At 73.9% G+C, this 16,436-nt stretch carries 13 protein-coding genes, 1 other RNA gene and 1 CRISPR repeat array; of the genes, 11 read left to right on the forward strand and 3 right to left on the reverse strand.

The genetic code is table 11. The annotated features are described in order from the left end of the window. Window positions 1-133: 133 nt before the first annotated feature. A complete protein-coding gene (locus JK356_RS07635) occupies window positions 134-736 on the reverse strand; it encodes a class I SAM-dependent methyltransferase (protein ID WP_201867114.1) in 603 nt (200 codons plus the stop codon). A gap of 133 nt (window positions 737-869) precedes the next feature. Beyond that, window positions 870-2,159: a hypothetical protein gene (locus JK356_RS07640; protein ID WP_201866819.1), complete on the reverse strand. Its 1,290-nt coding sequence runs from the start codon at window positions 2,157-2,159 to the stop codon at window positions 870-872. 207 nt (window positions 2,160-2,366) lie between these two features. On the opposite strand from JK356_RS07640, the gene JK356_RS07645 reads away from it, so the two are divergent. Genes JK356_RS07645 through JK356_RS07655 form a run of 3 tightly spaced genes read left to right on the forward strand, consistent with a single transcriptional unit; the run spans window position 2,367 to window position 5,097 of the window. Then, window positions 2,367-3,209 (forward strand): Nif3-like dinuclear metal center hexameric protein, encoded by an 843-nt coding sequence (locus tag JK356_RS07645; protein ID WP_201866820.1) that lies wholly within the window; start codon window positions 2,367-2,369, stop codon window positions 3,207-3,209. Next, complete coding sequence (locus tag JK356_RS07650; protein WP_201867115.1) at window positions 3,206-3,949, forward strand: zinc ribbon domain-containing protein; 744 nt, start codon at window positions 3,206-3,208, stop codon at window positions 3,947-3,949. The genes JK356_RS07645 and JK356_RS07650 overlap by 4 nt, the downstream gene beginning before the upstream one ends. After that, the gene (locus JK356_RS07655; protein WP_201866821.1) at window positions 3,946-5,097 is read left to right on the forward strand and encodes a bifunctional RNase H/acid phosphatase; all 1,152 of its coding nucleotides are present in this window, start codon (window positions 3,946-3,948) and stop codon (window positions 5,095-5,097) included. Before JK356_RS07650 ends, JK356_RS07655 begins: the two co-directional genes overlap by 4 nt. A gap of 4 nt (window positions 5,098-5,101) precedes the next feature. Here the strand turns inward: JK356_RS07655 and yaaA are convergent, their stop codons facing one another. Next, window positions 5,102-5,893 (reverse strand): peroxide stress protein YaaA, encoded by a 792-nt coding sequence (yaaA, locus tag JK356_RS07660; RefSeq protein WP_201866822.1) that lies wholly within the window; start codon window positions 5,891-5,893, stop codon window positions 5,102-5,104. A gap of 87 nt (window positions 5,894-5,980) precedes the next feature. On the opposite strand from yaaA, the gene rnpB reads away from it, so the two are divergent. The 8 genes from rnpB to JK356_RS07700 all read left to right on the forward strand — a co-directional run bounded on the left by rnpB (window position 5,981) and on the right by JK356_RS07700 (window position 16,399). Next, window positions 5,981-6,381, forward strand: an RNA gene (rnpB, locus tag JK356_RS07665) — RNase P RNA component class A. A gap of 247 nt (window positions 6,382-6,628) precedes the next feature. After that, a CRISPR array of direct repeats spans window positions 6,629-7,631; the repeat unit is 28 nt; unit sequence GTGCTCCCCGCACGCGCGGGGATGGTCC. Window positions 7,632-7,652: 21 nt separating this feature from the next. Further along, window positions 7,653-8,321 (forward strand): hypothetical protein, encoded by a 669-nt coding sequence (locus JK356_RS07670; protein ID WP_201866823.1) that lies wholly within the window; start codon window positions 7,653-7,655, stop codon window positions 8,319-8,321. A gap of 1 nt (window position 8,322) precedes the next feature. Beyond that, on the forward strand, window positions 8,323-9,957 hold the full coding sequence (locus tag JK356_RS07675) for a hypothetical protein (protein WP_201866824.1): 1,635 nt from the start codon (window positions 8,323-8,325) through the stop codon (window positions 9,955-9,957). Beyond that, window positions 9,954-11,708: an RAMP superfamily CRISPR-associated protein gene (locus JK356_RS07680; RefSeq protein ID WP_201866825.1), complete on the forward strand. Its 1,755-nt coding sequence runs from the start codon at window positions 9,954-9,956 to the stop codon at window positions 11,706-11,708. Before JK356_RS07675 ends, JK356_RS07680 begins: the two co-directional genes overlap by 4 nt. Beyond that, window positions 11,677-12,066 carry a hypothetical protein gene (locus JK356_RS07685; RefSeq protein ID WP_236670952.1) on the forward strand — a complete coding sequence of 130 codons (390 nt, stop codon included), beginning with the start codon at window positions 11,677-11,679 and terminating at the stop codon, window positions 12,064-12,066. Before JK356_RS07680 ends, JK356_RS07685 begins: the two co-directional genes overlap by 32 nt. Next, the gene (locus JK356_RS07690) at window positions 12,063-13,421 is read left to right on the forward strand and encodes an RAMP superfamily CRISPR-associated protein (protein ID WP_201866827.1); all 1,359 of its coding nucleotides are present in this window, start codon (window positions 12,063-12,065) and stop codon (window positions 13,419-13,421) included. Before JK356_RS07685 ends, JK356_RS07690 begins: the two co-directional genes overlap by 4 nt. A gap of 237 nt (window positions 13,422-13,658) precedes the next feature. Next, window positions 13,659-14,243 (forward strand): CRISPR-associated protein Csx19, encoded by a 585-nt coding sequence (gene csx19, locus JK356_RS07695; RefSeq protein ID WP_201866828.1) that lies wholly within the window; start codon window positions 13,659-13,661, stop codon window positions 14,241-14,243. Further along, complete coding sequence (locus tag JK356_RS07700) at window positions 14,240-16,399, forward strand: TIGR03986 family CRISPR-associated RAMP protein (protein WP_201866829.1); 2,160 nt, start codon at window positions 14,240-14,242, stop codon at window positions 16,397-16,399. The genes csx19 and JK356_RS07700 overlap by 4 nt, the downstream gene beginning before the upstream one ends. Window positions 16,400-16,436 lie beyond the last annotated feature (37 nt).

Below are 16,436 nucleotides of genomic sequence, written 5' to 3' on the forward strand. Positions count from 1 at the left end.
CGGGTCACATGGGGCGGGCCGTGCCTCATCGTACGGATGAAGGCCGCCGCAAGTCTGAGGGGTAGGGGCTTCTGTTTCTCAGGCGACACGCTTGTGATGCGGCCGTGATGCCGCCGGTATGCGGTCGTGCCCGTCAGATGCCCGGCCCCACCCGTCTCAGCAGGCGCAGCGAACGGCACCCCGGCACCTCGGCGAACGCACCGCTCTCCCGCGCCCGCAGCCAGACCCGGTAAGGAGCCTGACCGCCCTGCGCGGGGTCCGGGAACACGTCGTGTATCGCCAGCAGCCCGCCCTCGGCCAGGTGCGGCACCCAGGACTCGTAGTCGGCCGTGGCGTGCGCATCGGTGTGGCCGCCGTCGATGAAGACCATGCCGAAACGCCCGCCGCCACCGCCCGAGAGCGCCGCCGCCGCGACCGGTGACGCCCCGACCACGGCAATGACGTACTCCTCCAGCCCCGCGTCAGCCACCGTACGGCGGAAGGCGGGCAGGGTGTCCATCCGGGACGGGTCGTGCGGGTCGGCAAGATCCGGGTCGTGATACTCCTCACCAGGCTGCTGCTCCTCGCTGCCCCGGTGGTGGTCCACGGTCACCACGACCGTCCCGGCCCGCCGCGCGGCGTCGGCGAGCAGCAGCGTCGAACGGCCGCAGTAGCTGCCGATCTCCAGCAGAGGCAGCCCGGACCGCGCCGCGTCCGCGGCCGCCGCGTGCAGCGCGCGGCCCTCGTCGGCCGGCATGAAGCCCTTCGCGGCCTCAAAGGCGGCGAAGACCTCCGGGTCTGGCTTCCCCACGTGTCCCCCAGTGCTTCCCCGTGTTGTCCCCACATGCTGCCTTACCGCCCCCCGGCACCCGCCGCCGGGGGAGGGGGTTTCACAGCGGCGCCTGCTGGAGCGGCACCGGCTTGGTGACGCCGGACGGCCGCCCGGCGGCGGCACCGTCCTTGCTGTCCTGGCTGTTCTTGCCGTCCTTGGGGCCGCTGCCGCTGGCCTGCCCGGCCGGGCCGTCCTGGCCGCCGCTCTCCGGAGCGTTCTGGCCCTCCTTGCGGTCGCTGCCGCTGCCGCTGGCCTGCCCGGCCGGGCCGTCCTGACCGCCCCCGCCCGGCGCGCCCTCGCTCGCGGGCGGCAGCGGCTGCGGCTCGGGCACCGGCACCGCGATCCTGGCCAGCCCGCACGGCACCTGCGGCGTGGCGTACGGCAGCAGCAGCTCGCCCTCCGCCGTCCACAACCCGGTGCCCGCCAGCCAGCCCTGCGGCACGGTCAGGTGCTGCAACTCCCGCTGCTGCGGCCGCCAGACCGCCACCCAGTCCGCCTCGGCCGTCGTCATCCGCAGCGCCACCCCGCAGCTCTCCGGCAGCAGCACCTGCCCCGGCTGCACCGCGAACGGCGTGACCGCCGTGCCCGGCACGTGCAGCGCCTCAGGGAACCGCACCGGGCGGTGGCTGCCGAGCACACCCCAGCCGATCCGCTCCTCACCCGGCGCGTCGGACCGCACCAGCAGCAGGCCGCTGTCCGGATCGGCCAGCAGCAGCCGGTCGTTGCTGTCCTCCGCGATGCGCAGCAGCTCCGTCACCTCGCCGCCGCTCCCCACGTCCACGGTGACCGCGCGGGTGCGGCCCGCCGCGTCCGTGCGGTCCAGCGCCAGCAGCCGCCCCTCGCGGTCCAGCCATGCACCGCCCGAGCAGCGGCCCGGTATCACGGTCACCAGCTCGGGGCCGAAGGACCCGCCGCAGACCAGCCACAGCTCGGTCGTCACCTCCGCCGCCGGCTCCTGCGGGCTGCCGTCCTGGCCGCCGCGGGCCACCAGCGCGAACGCCCGCGCGCCGTCCGGCGACGGTGGCAGCAGCGTCACATCCGTGCCCTCTACGGCACCCAGCGGCAGCTGGCCGGTGTCGGGCGAGGAGGGATACAGCAGCTCGAAGTGGTAACGGCCCATCGCCGGGCGGCCGATGAGCACCCGGCCATCGGCCAGCGCGAGCACGGGACTCGTGGGATCCTCAGGCTGCCCGGCGGGCAGCCGCACCGCATACGGCTCCGGCCCGTCCAGCGTCCACCGCTCCGGACACCAGCCCTCACCACCCTCGTCGTTGCGCACGGTGACCAGCCGGGCCGCGTAGGAACCATCGGCGGCGATCGCCAATGGCGCGGGTGCCGGGGCCGTCATGTCGCCTTCACCTCCAGGCAGGACGCTAGGTTCGTCGGATGCGTCGAACAACTCGGCTTGATTCGCTTCACGCTTAAGGGTGAACGCCGCGGGAAACGGCGGCCTGTCGCCCCGTGTGACCGGGGTCCGGCACGCGCGCTGCGCGGGCCCCGCCGCCGGTGCCACCGGCGCGGTTCGCCCCGGCGCGGGGGCGGGTAGCCTGGGCCCGTGCCCGTACTCTCCGAAGTGATCATCGCGCTCGACACCCTATGGCCTCCCGAGCACGCCGAAGGCTGGGACGCCGTGGGCACGGTCTGCGGCGACCCGGACGCCGAGGTCAGCACGGTGCTGTTCGCCGTCGATCCCGTACGCGAGACCGCCGAGGAAGCCATCGCGCTCGGCGCCGATCTGCTGATCACCCATCACCCACTGTATCTGCGGGGTACGACAACGGTTTCCGCCGGCACCCCCAAGGGCGGCGTCGTCCACAGCCTCATCAAGCACGACATCGCGCTGCACGTGGCACACACCAACGCCGACCGCGCCGACCCCGGCGTCTCCGACGCCCTCGCCGCGGCGCTCGGCCTGCGCGTGACCGCCCCGCTGGTGCCCGACCCCTCCGACCCCGCCGGCCGGCGTGGCCTCGGCCGTGTCTGCGCGCTCGACCAGCCCCTCAGCCTCGAGGAGTTCGGCGCCCTCGCTGCCGCCCGGCTGCCCGCCACCGCCCAGGGCATCCGCGTCGCCGGCGACCCCGCCCGGCCCGTCCGCACGGTCGCCGTCTGCGGCGGCGCGGGCGACAGCCTCTTCGACCAGGTGCGCGCCGCCGGCGTCGACGCCTACCTGACCGCCGACCTGCGCCACCACCCGGCCTCCGAGGCCACCCAGCGGCCCGCCGACCCGGCCCTGGTCGACGCCGCCCACTGGGCCACCGAATGGCCGTGGTGCGAGCAGGCCGCCACCCAGGTCGAGGCCCTCGCCATGCGCAACGGCTGGGACCTGCGCACGCACGTCTCGCGCCGCGTCACCGACCCCTGGACCGCCCACCACGCATCCCAAGGAGCCCCCAACTGAAAGCCGCGCCCGCCGATCAGATCCGGCTGCTGGAAGTCCAGGACCTGGACGTCAGGCTCACCCAGCTCGCCCACCGCCGGGAGAACCTGCCCGAGCACGCCGAGATCCGTTCGCTCGAGACCGAGATCGCACAGCAGCGAGACCTGCTGGTGGCCGCGCGGACCGAGGAGAGCGACACGGCCCGCGAGCAGACGAAGGCCGAGGCCGACGTCGACCAGGTCCGCCAGCGCGCCGCCCGCGACCAGCAGCGCCTGGACTCCGGCATGGTCACCAACCCCAAGGACCTCGAAAGCCTCCAGAGCGAGATCGCCTCGCTCGCCAAGCGCCAGGACGACCTGGAGACCATCGTCCTGGAGATCATGGAGCGTCACGAGGCCGCCCGCGAGCGGGTCTCCCAGCTCACCACGCGCCTGGAAGAGCTGGAGGCCAAGGCCGCCGAGACCGCCACCCGCCGCGACGCCGCCCTCGCCGACATCGACGCCGAGGTCCGCCGCGTCCGCACCGAACGCGAGAGCCGGGCCAGCGCCGTCCCCGGCGACCTGCTCAAGCTCTACGACAAGCTGCGCGAGCAGCACGGCGGCATCGGCGCCGCCCGCCTCTACCAGCGCCGCTGCGAGGGCTGCCGCCTCGAGCTGAACATCACCGAGCTGAACGAGGTCCGCGCCGCCCCCGAGGACGCCGTCGTGCGCTGCGAGAGCTGCCGCCGCATCCTCGTGCGCACCCCGGAGTCCGGTCTGTGAGCCCCGCGGGACGCCGGCTCCTCGTCGAGGCGGACGGCGGCTCGCGCGGCAACCCCGGGCCCGCCGGGTACGGGGCCGTGGTGCGGGACGCCGTCACCGGCGAGGTGCTGGCCGAGGCCGCCGAGTACCTCGGCACGGTGACCAATAACGTCGCCGAGTACCGCGGCCTGATCGCCGGCCTGCGCGCCGCCCACGACATCGACCCCGACGCCACCGTGCTCGTCCGCATGGACTCCCGGCTCGTCGTGGAGCAGATGTCGGGCCGCTGGAAGATCAAGCACCCTGCCATGCGTCCGCTGGCGCTTCAGGCCAAGGCCATCTTCCCGCCGGGCGCCGTCCGCTTCGAGTGGGTCCCGCGCGAGCGCAACAGCCACGCCGACCGCCTCGCCAACGAGGCCATGGACGCCGGGCCCAACGGCACCCCCCGGCGCCCGGCCCCGGCACCCGCCAGCGGCGACCCGGAGGCGGCGGCGTTCGCCGGACAGGCCTCCCGTCCCGCCGCCGGCTGGGGCGACCCCGCCCGCACCGCTACCACGTTCCTGCTGCTGCGGCACGGCGAGACCGCCCTCACGCCGCACAAGCGGTTCTCCGGCAGCGGCGGCGACGACCCCCCGCTCACCGAGACCGGCCGCCGCCAGGCCCGCGCCGCCGCCCAGGCCCTGGCCGGTGCCGGCGTCGAGGCCATCGTCACCTCGCCCCTCGCCCGCTGCCGCCAGACCGCCGATGAGGTCGCCGCCGCCCTCGGCTCCCCGCCCGTGCGGGTGGACGACGGCTGGCGCGAGACGGACTTCGGCGCCTGGGAGGGCCTGACGTTCGCCGAGGTCAAGGAGCGCTACCCCAGCGACCTCGACGCCTGGCTCGCCTCTGCCGACGCCCGCCCGACCGGCGGCGGTGAAAGCTTCACCGCCGTGGCGCGGCGCACCGCGCTGGCCCGCGACAAGGCCCTCGCCCGCTACGCCGGGCGCACCGTCCTCATCGTCAGCCACGTCACGCCCATCAAGACGCTGCTGCGGCTCGCCCTCGGCGCGCCGCCGGAGGCCGTGTTCCGGATGGAACTGGCGCCCGCCTCACTGAGCGAGATCGCCTACTACCAGGACGGCAACGCCTCGGTCCGCCGCTTCAACGCCACGCCGCCGCCCGCGTCGTGAGGGACTAGCCGCCGCTGATCACGTCCAGCACGCCCGGTGCCGCCGTGCCCTCGTCCCGGCGCACCGTGAACCCCAGGTCCGCCAGTGCCTCGGCGAGCGCCTGGGGTGTGCGCGGGGCGGCGCCCGACTCCAGCAGCGCGCGGACCAGGCGGCCCTTGACGGACTTGTTGGCGTGGCTGACGACCTTGCCGGCCTCGGTCACCACCCGCACCGTCACCGTGCGGCGCGCGACCTCACCGGCGGGACGCCACATCGCCGCGTACGGCGAGGACCGCAGGTCCAGCACCAGGCCGGAGCCCGCCGCCTCGGGCAGCACGCCCGCCATCGGCTCGCGCCAGAACCGGCCCACCTGGCCGATGCCCGGCAGGCGCACCCCGGCCGCGCAGCGGTAGGACGGGATGCGGTCGGTGATCCGCAGCGCGCCCCACAGCCCGGAGAACACCAGCAGCCAGTCGCGCGCCCGCCGCCGCGCCGCCTCATCCAGGGTGGCCAGGCCCAGCGCCTCGTACAGCACGCCGGTGTACACCTCGCCGGCGGGACGCGCGGGCGCGGTGCGCAGCGCGGCGTTCTTGGCCACCTCCCCCGCCTGCCGCGGGCCCAGGCCCAGCACCTCCCGCGCCTTGTCCGGGCCGGGACCGTTCTCGCCGCACAGCGTCACCAGGACGTCGAGCACCGTCTGACGGGCGGCGTTCAGGCCGGGCAGCGACAGCGCGCCCAGGTCGACGGGCGCGTGGCGGCCCTTCCCGTCCGGCGACGCGTCCGACTTGCCTTCCGACGGCGGCAGCAGCACAAGCATGGCCGCAGCGTAACCTCCGCCGGGCAGCGGGCCGTCCCGCCCGGCCGGGACGCCCTGGCCGGCGGGTATCATGGCTGGTCCGGCGGACGAGTCGGCCGGGCGGCCGCGTCAGGACCCTCCCGGTCCTGCCGAGGAACGTCCGGGCTCCGCAGGGCAGGGTGGTAGGTAACACCTACCTGGGGTGACCCACGGGACAGTGCCACAGAAAACAGACCGCCGGCCGCGAGCCGGTAAGGGTGAAACGGTGGTGTAAGAGACCACCAGCGCCCAGGGTGACCTGGGCGGCTCGGTAAACCCCACCCGGAGCAAGGTCAAGAGGGGCTGCTGCGCAAGCGGCGGCCCTGCGCGGACGATTGAGGGCGGCCCGTCCGAGTCCGCGGGTAGACCGCTAGAGGCCGGTGGCGACACCGGTCCTAGATGGATGGCCGCCACCCCGACGGCCGCAAGGCCCAGGGGTACAGAACCCGGCGTACAGGCCGGCTCGTCCGTCTTCCCCGCCCACGTCGCATAGAGGCGGCCAATTGGCAGGGAGGCTGCCGCGCGGCCCCGGGCAGGGACGGGAGGCATCCGTCGGAGCCGACGGCCAACCTGGCTGCACCGTCCGCATCGACTCCGTCCCGGCGGCTGCCCCACGTCCCGGCTAGGACTCCAGACCTACCGGCGGGCTAGTCTTGCTGCCGCCACTCAACTAAAGCAAAACGGCGGCTCCCGTGAGAAAACCGCAGGCCAATAAGTGTGCTCCCCGCACGCGCGGGGATGGTCCCGCAATGAACGCCATGCACAGGGCAATGATGACGTGCTCCCCGCACGCGCGGGGATGGTCCGGGCTGGCCCACCACAGGCAAAGTCCTCTCCGAGTGCTCCCCGCACGCGCGGGGATGGTCCCGCCAGCTTGGCGTCGATGAGCTCCTGGTGCTCGTGCTCCCCGCACGCGCGGGGATGGTCCGCGCTCTCCGAGTGGCTGTTGCTGCTGGCCGGGGTGCTCCCCGCACGCGCGGGGATGGTCCCGACCAGGCCGTAGCCGTGTACTTGCCCAGGCCGTGCTCCCCGCACGCGCGGGGATGGTCCGGACCGGGAGGGCCGCGGCCGGTACGCCATCGGGTGCTCCCCGCACGCGCGGGGATGGTCCCTCTCACACTGCGCGCGCTCGCCACGGCGACCTGTGCTCCCCGCACGCGCGGGGATGGTCCTCGCCACCGGTGCGGGCGGCGTGGCTCCTCGCCGTGCTCCCCGCACGCGCGGGGATGGTCCTGTGAGGATCGGCCGCACCGATGCGGTGGTGTTGTGCTCCCCGCACGCGCGGGGATGGTCCCGCGAGCGGCTCCAGGAGCTGGCACAGGCCCGGGTGCTCCCCGCACGCGCGGGGATGGTCCCGCCCGTATGAGCGTCCAGCAAGCGGGACAGGGGTGCTCCCCGCACGCGCGGGGATGGTCCCGGCGATCCGCTGATCACGGGCGTCGCCTACACGTGCTCCCCGCACGCGCGGGGATGGTCCCTGCGGTTGACCAGCCGAGCCGACATCAGTCAAGTGCTCCCCGCACGCGCGGGGATGGTCCGCTGCGCGGCGAGTACCGCCGGGGACAGACCCTGTGCTCCCCGCACGCGCGGGGATGGTCCCCGGCCAGAATCCAGCACGGACGCGCCGGATGGGTGCTCCCCGCACGCGCGGGGATGGTCCTGCCGCCCGTTCGCCTGACGCGAGGATGAGGGGTGCTCCCCGCACGCGCGGGGATGGTCCCTCGACATCGCCTGGGAGCTGGTGACGACGCGGCTGGTCGAGGCCACCGAGAGTGACGCGACCGCGCCGGTCTCCCTGTACGTCAACGCGGCGCTGCCGGACGCCTACGACCTGGGGGCCAAGCTCAAGTACGTCGTGGCCCGTTCGCAGTCGGTCGCTCCGGTGCTGCAACAGCGCGCCGAAGAGGGCGACTCCCACTTCCATCCGGCCCTGCGCATCACCGGACGCCTGAAGGGCCCGCTGGACCAGCGGGAAATCGAGCGCGCCCGCGGCATGGCCCGGGTCCGCGGCGTGTCGCTGGACAACGAGCAGACGCCGGGCGAGGCGGTCGCGCTGATCGTGCACCTGGCGCATAACCCGACGATGGTCGACGAGGCACTCGACGCGGCTCAGCGCGGCTGCGTCGATGCCACCGGCACGTCCGCGGTCTGCCGCGCGGCTCTCGTCATCGACGGCGGCCAGGCCAACCTCCCCGAGACGGAAGAGGACTTCGAGCTGATCGTCCGGCACGTGTACTCGGCCTGGACGCAGTGGCTGAGCGCCAACCCGGAGTTCGCCGCGCTGCGCAAGCGGCTGTTCATCGCCGCGCCCGTGTCCATCGGGGTCGCCCTCGGCTGGCTGATGGGGCACACCGTCACCGCCGTTCCCCACCCCTACCTGTACGACCGCCCCGGCGAAGGGACACCGTGACATGCGGGCGCATCTGGTCCAGCTCAGTACCGCCGGCAAGCAGCGGTTCATCTTCTCCTCGATCAAACGCAAGGAGGTCGTCGGCGCCTCCGACGTCATCGCCCGCGTGGACAGGCAGTGGGTGCACGATGCGCTGGCGGAGGTGTTCCCCGGCTTCTCCCGCGACTGGCGGATCGAGGACCGCGACGCCGAACTGCTCGTCGCCGGTGCGGGCGGCGCCACCGTCGTCGTGCGCGACGCGGACCGGGGGCGCGCTCTGGTCACGGAAGTCACGCGCCGCGCGCTCGCGGAGGCTCCCGGCCTCCAGGTATGCGGCGTGGTCGTGCCGCTGCGGTGGAGCGGCGCCGGGGACCTGGCCGAGGCGATGAGCCGGGCCGGCGAGGAGGAGACGGCCGTCCGGTCGGTGCTGCCCGCGCCCGACAGCCGCTTCGCCCGCCTGCCGCTCGCCGAGCAGTGCGCCACGAGCGGCATGCCCGCGGCCGTGCTGCACCGCTCCACCTTCCAGTCCCGCCTCCGGCCGCGCTCCGCGACGACCATGGCGAAGCGGAAGGCCTATCCCGGGGCGCTCACCCGGCTCACCGACGTCCTGGCGACCGGCGACGCCGAGGTACGCAGCGAAACGGTCGAGCGCATCGTGGACTTCCTGGGGCTGTCGGCGGAGTGGGTCGCCGTCGTCCACGCCGACGGCAACGCTTTGGGCGCCGTGTTCCGGGACTTCAGGAAGCTGGTCGGGGACGCGGACGCCCGCACCTATGCCGACAGGCTGCGGGAGCTGTCGCAGGGCGTCGACGCCTGCGCCCACGCGGCGTTCCGCGAGGCCGTCGCCCACGCTGGGGAGGTCGCCGCACGAGCCGGGACGCCGGTGTTCGAAGGGCTCCCCGCGGTGCTGCCGCTCGTCCTCGGCGGCGACGACGTGACCCTCATCTGCGACAGCGCCATCGCCCTGCCGCTCACCCGGGTCTACCTGGAGCGCTTCACCGCTCACACGCAGCGGCGGCTGGGCCCGCTCCTGGCGGGGAGCGGCCGCACCGCGCTGGGCGCCGCCGCCGGGGTGGCGGTCGTGAAGCGGAACTATCCGTTCCACTTCGCTTACGGCCTGGCGGAGGAACTCGTCACCAAGGAAGCCAAACAGGTCAAGGACCGGCTCGGCCCCGACGGCAGCGCCCTGGCGTTCCACGTGCTGTACGACAGCGAGGCAGCCGACCTGGACCGGCTGCGCGCCGCCGCCACCGCCCCCGACGGCACCCGGCTCGTCGCCCAGCCCTACGTGGTGGGGCCGCCCGTGCCGCCCGACGCGCCAGGCGGCGACTGGGCGCAAGGACGCCACTGGGAAGACCTGAGGCGGCGCGTCACCACGCTCCGGCGGCGGGACGAGGCCACCGGCGAGCAGATGCTGCCGGTCGGCGCCGTCCATGACCTGCGGCAGGGACAGTTCCTGGGCCGGGAGGCCGCTGCCGCACGGCTGAGCCTGCTGCGGCGGCGTTTCGCAGCACTGCCCCGGCTCGCCGACGACCTCGGCCACCTCGCCGGCTTCTGGGACCCCGGGGACGGGCCGGTGAGCGGACTGGTGGACGCGTGGAACGCCGCGGCACTGCTGGCGGGGGAGCTGCCGGCGGGGGAGGGGAACGAGGCGTGACAGACGTGATCGGGCTGCGGCTGCGCATGCTGAGCGACTGGCACATCGGGACCGGCGGCGGCGTCCATGGCCACCTCGACCGGCGTGTCCAGCGCGACCAGGACGGCCTGCCGTACGTGCCGGCCAAGACCCTGGCCGGGGTGTGGCGCGATGCCTGCGAAGTCGCCGCTCACGCCCTGGACTCGGGCCCGGCCGGGGTGTGGCACGACTGGGTGGACGACCTGTTCGGCACCCAGCACCACACGACGGGCCCCGGCCGGGGCACCAGCCGCCCGGCCCGCCTGGCCGTCGGCGGGGCCCTGCGGATGCCCGGCCGCATGGGCGAGGCGCTGCGCGGCCGCCCCCAGCTGCGGCAGGCCGCGGCGTTCCTGAAGGTCGGCGTCGCCATCGACCCCGCCACGGGCACGGCCGCCGACGAGGAGCTGCGCGTGGAGGAGATGGCCCGCGCCGGGGTGTGCCTGACCGGCTCCGCCGAGCTGGGGACATCGCCGCCGCTCGGCGCGGAGCAGCGGCGGGCCGCGGCCGCGCTGCTGTGGGCAGGCGCCCGTCTCGTGGAACGCATCGGCGCCAACCGCCGGCGCGGTGCGGGCCGGTGCCGGCTGGAGCTGGACGGCGCCCTGTTTCCCGCAGACCTGGACATCCTGGCCTCGGCGTCGCCGCCCGCGCCGCCGCCGCACCGCTACGGCGACGTGGCGGCCGACCCCGTCCCGGCGTCCGGTCCGGGCTGGGAGCGGGCCACGCTGCTGCTGCGCACCCGCACGCCCGTCCTGGTGCCCGCCCAGACCCAGGGCAACCTGGTCAGCGGCCGGGACCACCTCCCCGGCGGCGCCCTGTTCCCCGCCGTCCTGCGCTGCCTCGGCGGCCGGGCCGCGGCGCTGGCCCGCCGGGGCGACCTGGTGGTGACGGCGGCGGCCCCGGGCCCGCCGGTGCCGCGCGTCTACCTGGCGAAGAAGGGCGACCCGTCCGTGCTCCTGGCCAACGCGCTCGCCGACGAGCCGGACGGCTCCGGGAAGCCCGCCGGCCGCGGCTTCCTCGACGCCGGCGCCAAGGGGGACGGCGACGGTGACGCGCCCCCGCGCGTGGTGCTGCCGGAGACGGTGGTGCGGATGCACAACACCATCCGTGACGACGTGCAGCGCCCCACGCAGGACATCGGCGGCGTCTACATCTACGAGGCGCTCGCCCCCGGGCAGGAGTTCCGCGCCGAGGTCCGGGTCCGCGCGGGTGTGCTCACGTCCGGCTGGGCCGGGAAGCTCGCGGGGACATGGCGGGTGGGGGCGCGCGCTGGAGCGTGCCCTGGCCGCGGCCGGCGCGCGAGGCGTGCGGCTTGCGCCGCTCCGCGACGGGCGGACCTCGCTCGCCCTGAGCCGGGTCGACAGCTGGCACCGCACATGGCAGCTGCCCCGGCCCACCCTGCTGGGCGTGGCGGGCGGCAGCTGCCTGCTGTTCCGCGTCACCCAGGGCTCCGTGCCGCCCCGGGCGCTGGCCGAAGTGGAGTGCGGAGGCATCGGCGAGCGCACGGCCGAGGGCTTCGGTCAGGTGCTCCTCAACGACCCGCGGCTGCGCCGCCGCCTGGCCACCTCCGCCGTACCCCGCCAGGAGCCGCCCGGCCAGGCCCCGGCGGCGGAACAGGCGGCCGGGGAGACGGCGCCGCTCGCCCCCGGCGAGACCGGCTACGAGGAGGCCCGCGTCATCGAGCGGGCGGCCTGGCGCGAGGCCATGCGCCGCGCCGCCGAGGAACTCGCCGCTGACCGCCGGCGCCGGGAGCGGATCGTGCCGACGCAGCCGACGCTGACGCAGCTCAACGCCGTCCGGCGGCTGTTCCCCGCGCTGGACGACGAGGCCGTGACGACATGGCTCGACAGCCTGGCATGGCCCGAGGAGGCCATTGCACGCCTGCGGCGGCTGCTGACCGAGCGGCACACCGTCTGGGACCACCTGAAGCTGCCCGAGGCGGAGCTGACGGCGACGCGTGACGGCCGGGAGACGCTCCGCGCCGAACTCGCCACCGAGGCGATCCGCGTGCTGCTGGAGACCTGCCTGCGGGAGCACGCCCGCGAGTCGGGGGACGGCGACGGGCTGGCCAACGGGAAGGAGAAGCGCGGATGACCGCACGCACCGGCCGCCCGATGACCTCACGCCTCCGCGTCAGAGGCTGGCTGCGCACCGAAAGCCCGCTGCACGTCGGCGGCCTGGGCATGGGCCGGACGGACACGCTGCCGCTGGCCGTGGACGGCCTGGGCAGGCTGTACGTGCCGGGCACGTCCCTGGCCGGCGTGCTGCGGTCCTGGATGAACGGCGCGCCGCCCGACCGCTGCGAGCCGTCGCTGTGGGGCTACACCGAGCCCGGCAGCGAGAAGGGCCAGGCCAGCCGGGTAGTCGTCCATGACGGCCTGATTACCCGCGGCCTGGGCCTGGACTCCCACGGCCAGCCCGCCGATCCCCTGCCGCACCACGCCCTGGAGCTGCGCACCTCCGTGGGCATCGACCGCGTGACCGGCACCGCCGCCCCGGAGATCCTCTACTCCCGCTCGGTCGTGCCCGCCGGGTACCACATCCGGCTCGAACTCGACGTCGAGAGCGACGAGCAGGAGGAGGACCGCGACCGGGCCGTCGTGGGACAGCTGCTGGCGGCGCTCATGGACGGCGAGATCCGGCTGGGCGCCGCCACCGGGCGCGGGCTGGGACGGGTCCGGCTGCTGGACAGCCCGCTGGCCCTCACGGCCGACCGCTTCGACACTCCCGAAGGACTGCTCGCCGCGCTGCGCGACGACCCGGCACGTGCCGTCCGGCTCGACACGCTGAAGGGCGCCGCGGCGGACCTGCCGCTCCGCCGCGAACTGGTGCGGGTCCGTGTCGCCTGGCGGCCCCTCAGCCCGGTGATGTCCGCCGCCAGGGAGGAAGGCCGGGCCCTGCTCACCATGCCGCTGGTGACCCGGGCCGGCGGCGAGCACGTGCGGCTCGTGCTGCCGGGAAGCGCGATCAAAGGCGTCCTGCGTGCCCGGGCCGAGTTCATCGAACGCACGGTGCGCGGTAAGACGGCGGTTCCCGCGTCGCCCGGGAGCCCGGCCCACGAACACAGCGCCGTGTTCCGCGACCATCTCGACCAACTCGACGTGACGACGAGCCTGTTCGGGGCGGCCAGAAAGCAGAGTGCGAAGCAGCGGAAGCCGGCCAAGGCGGGCGCGCTGCGGGCCGAGGAGTGCCTGTCCGACGTCACCATCCCGCCAACCTGTGGCGCGCCGCCGCCGGACTCGACAACCGCACGGCTCCGGCCAGCAAGGACGACCGCCCCACCGACCTCCCCTCCGAGGTGCGCGACCGGCTCGCCGAACTCGGGCTCGAACCCGCCGACCATGTCGCCATCGACCGCTGGACCGGCGGCGCGGCCGACGGACTGCTGTTCCGGGTGCTCGAACCCCACGGCGTCACCTGGGAACCGCTGCGCCTCACCGTGGACCTGACCCGCCTCGGCGACGACCGGAACAGGGCGCTGGCCCTGCTTCTGCTCGTGCTGCGCGACGTCGCCGCCGGGCGGGTCCAGCTCGGGGCCTACGCCAACCGGGGATTCGGCGACATCGAGGTCGAGGACGTCACGCTCGAAGGCGGCCCCTGGCCGCACCCGACCTCGCTGTCCGACGCCCTCGCCACGCCGGACCTCGCGGACGCCTGGCAGCACTACGTGAGTGGAGAGCCCGCCGATGACGACCCTGCACGCGGCGGCCCACCCCGGGCTGCCGCTCGCCGAGGCGCTCGCCACCTGCGTGCGGGCCAGCAAGCTCGCCGAAGCCACGGCACTGCTCACCGCGCCCTCCCGCTACGACATCGCGCTCGTCGGCGCCGACGGCGGCTGCCGCACCCCCCAGGGCCCGGCCCAACTGTCCGAGGTCTACGAGGCGCGTGTCTTCACCGCCGACGCCGAACTCCGCTGGCGCGAGGAGCCCGGCGGGCCGGGGCGAGCGGTGCTTCTCACCGAAGAACCCGCCCTGCTGCCCCCGGAGTTCCCTGAGACCGACGGGCTCGCACTAGAGGCGGTCGGCACGCTGACCACCCACCAGCTGCTGTGGGGGCAGGCGACCGAGGGAGCAGGGAAGTGGACGACGCTGACCGGCGCCAGCGTCACCTTGCGCGTCCCGGTCCAGACGACCGCGCGTGCCCGGCTCGCCGCCCGCCAGTACATCGCCGTCGAGCCGGAGCACGGCAACGCCTACGTCGCGGAGGAACGGCTGCTGCGCATCGAGCCCTACTACCCCCTGTCGGAGCTGCGGGACGGAGACGGCCAGTGACGGACGAGTTCCTCAACCCCTACGGATTCATCCCGGCCTTGCCACGCACGGACCTCCCCGAACCGCTGCGCGACGGGCGTCCCCCGGGCCACGACCGGCTCGCCACCGATGACGGGCAGCCAAGGTGGGCCGGTCAGATCGGCGTCACCATGACCGTTGTGACCCCGGTGGTCGTGCTCGACACCACCCGCGCGACGCGTCCGGAGCAAGGCGACCCCGAGCACCGCGTCTACCCCGTGCTGACGCGGAACGGCCGACCGCATCTGCCGCCGACCAGCATCAAGGGCATGCTGCGTGCGGCCTACGAGGCGATCACCAACTCCCGCATGGGCGTCTTCCGCGGCCACGACGAACCCCTCGGCTACCGGCGCCCCACCTCCGACGGGCTAAAGGTCGAACCGGTCGTCGTCACCGGGGACAGGCGGGTCCGCGTGCTGAAGCAGGCCAAGCTGGCCCGGTACCCAGAGTCGCCAGAAAAGGACTCCATCCTTTTCAAGGGCACCATGCCCAAGCACCGGCAAGGGGTGGCAGCACTTATTAAGGGCGACCGAGTTGAGCGTCTTTCCCTGTGGCAAGACAAGGACCGCCTTGCCAAGGAAGCGCAGGAAGGGCAGAAACCCGTCACGGGCTTCGCCTACATCACGGGGCGGAACATCCCGGGAAAAAAAGACGAGCGGCTGTTCTATCGTCCACCGGACGCCGATCCGGAAGAGATTCCTCTCGACCAGGAGGAGTGGGACGCCCTCGTATCCGGGTGGGAGGCGCTGATTCGCAACTACCGTGGTGCGCACAGCGACGACGAGATCCGACGGCGCGTGAAAGACGGCGGCGCCATCGCCGAGCCCTGGGAATGGCTGGGGCACGAGCCGGGGCAGCCGGCCTGGAGCCCGCACCTCTACGAGCACCTGACGGACTCACCGGATGTGTCCTACCCGTACCAGTCACCGCTGTTGTGCTGGGCACGGTTCAAGAAGGTCAACGGCCAGCGGAAGATCGCCGCCCTGTACCCCGTCATGATCTCCCGCGACCTGCACCCTGCGGCGCCCGCGGAGCTGCTGCACCCGTCGCTTCACCCGGCCGACTCGTTCGACAAGCTGTCGCCCGCCGACCGGGTCTTCGGGTGGGTGGCCCCGGAGGGCTCAGGCCGCAGGCCCGCCGCTTACCGGGGGCGGCTGCGCATCGGGCCGGTCGTGTGTGACCAGGACGCCGAGCAGGCCGTGCGCACGTTCGACGGCGATGGTCTGCCGCTGGCCATCCTGGGACAGCCGCGCCCGGAACAGGTCGGCTTCTACGCCGAAGTGCGGCGGAAACGACACAAGGACGAGGTCGGCCCGCTGTACCAGGAGGGTGTTTCCCTGCGCGGACGCAAGGCGTACGTTCACCACGCGGGTCTGCCGGAGGACTACTGGGACGAGCCGCAAGGTGCCGCCGACCCCACCCAGACTCCGGTTGAGGGCCGGTTCCGGGAGTTCCGTCGCCCCCGTACCCCTGCCACGGCCGAGACACCGGGGCAGGAGCAGCGCGACAGCCAGAACCGGTCCATCAAGGGATGGATCAAGCCGGGCACCGTCTTCCGGTTCACCATCGACGTCCGCAATCTCGACCAGATCGAACTCGGCGCTCTCGTCTGGCTGCTTCGGCTGCCTCAGGGGCACTTCCACCGACTTGGACTGGGAAAGCCTCTCGGCTTCGGCAGCGTCCGGCTGGACATCGACCTGGAACGGACCGAACTCGCCTCCGGAGACCAGTGGCGCGATTACTACCGCTCCCTGACAGCCCCGCTGGCCAGCGCGGAAGAGTCGCGCCTGCTTGATGAGGCGAGGGCGGCCTACGAAGCGTTGCTTGAGCGGACTCCGCCTCTCCGCGCGGTGAAGAAAGCGTTTCTGGCCGCCGCGAAGGGCGACAGCGAACTGCCCGTCCACTATCCGCGCACGCGCCCGGCCGACCTCCCGGAGGGGACGCCGGTGCCGCCGAACCCGGAGGGCAACAGCTACGCCTGGTTCACCGAGAACGCCAGGGCCGAGCGTCTTCCTCTCCCCCGTCTGGGAACGAGCGACGCGCCGCTGAGAATTCTCCCTGAGAAGGACGAGAAGAAGGAGCAGAAGGACAAGAGCCGGAAGGGGCGGAAACCCCGACCCAGAAAACGGAACGGGTGAGCACTCGCCCTCCTGACCGAGGACATGCAGGCCAGGA

It is taken from the genome of Streptomyces sp. 7-21, assembly GCF_016741785.1.
Lineage (GTDB): Bacteria > Actinomycetota > Actinomycetes > Streptomycetales > Streptomycetaceae > Streptomyces.